Genomic DNA, 1,034 nt, shown 5'->3' on the forward strand with positions numbered 1-1,034 from the left:
GATCCATCCTCGTCCTCGTCTTCCAGCTGCGCGGACGCCGCTATGTTTCGCGCCTTCGCAATTTCCGTCGTGATGATTTCGAAGTCGGCTGCGGTCAGGCCGGGCGACCGGCGCTTGATGCTGACGGGAATCGACTCCAGAACCCTGGCGATCTTCCGCCCCATCGTTGCCATCGCCATCTCCAGCGTGGCGACCGGAGCGCTTTCCTTCCGGGTGAGGGCATTCGCCATTTCAAGGCGGATGCGCTGTTCGCGCGCCARCGCAGCGCGCTCGGTTGCGAGATCCAGGTCGCCAGCAGCGGCACGGCCAGCGGCGTGCTCTCGCAGATGCGCGCAGTACCGTTGCAGCCACATTCCCGCAGGCTCGCCGGCAATCAGCACCTCGCGCTTGACCAGGTCGCTGACCGCCTGCTGGCTGACTCCCACCAGGTCGCCGAACTCAGCCTGTTTCATGGGCGAGGTAAGGTCCACCATACAACCCCCTAGCAAAAATTTTGGAAGTAGCGAACGATCGCGGCGCGCAATGCCCGTGGGTCCCGAATCCCCAGGAGGGACCCGTTGGCATTTATGGGCGAGCGTTCGCCAGGGCTTTCGCCATCGCTGCGCTGAACTCCCGGTCAAACTGCGCAGCTATCAGGCGTTTTGCACGCTCCCTGTAGTTCAAGCGCTGCGTGACCGGCTCGGGATCAGTGAAGCGAATCAGCAGCTTCAGCCGTCCCGTGTCATTCGAGCCACGCGCCAACCGGCGCCCCCTCATCGCGACGGGCACTGATGGTCGTTGCCACACGCCGTTTATGGTTTCACCGCTTTTTGTCTTTACGGCGCCGATGAAGACGTCGCCCCTGCTCTTTAGACGCGCAATCATCGTTCTTGGCAGATTGCCGTACTGATTGACCCCTGCGGCCTTTGGATTCGCCAAGCCTCGCGCGCTCAACTTGTGAGTGCCACCGAACTCGAAGGGCTCCAGGTACGTGGCCGCAACATCTTTGATGAAGACTGTCGCCGTGGGGTCGGTCTTCCTGGCCGCCCTCACGC

Annotated in this window: 2 protein-coding genes; both read right to left on the minus strand. The window is 62.5% G+C overall.

Annotation, left to right across the window (positions count from 1 at the left end; genetic code table 11):
- The coding region (locus AB4Z11_RS32485) for a terminase small subunit (RefSeq protein ID WP_442030410.1) at positions 1-473 on the minus strand (473 nt) is incomplete at its 3' end.
- A 91-nt stretch (positions 474-564) separates the two neighbouring features.
- On the minus strand, positions 565-1,034 hold a 470-nt coding region (locus AB4Z11_RS32490), incomplete at its 5' end, for a hypothetical protein (RefSeq protein WP_442030412.1).

This window comes from Pseudoduganella sp. RAF53_2 (assembly GCF_052113985.1).
In the GTDB taxonomy this organism is placed as follows: Bacteria; Pseudomonadota; Gammaproteobacteria; order Burkholderiales; family Burkholderiaceae_D; genus Rugamonas.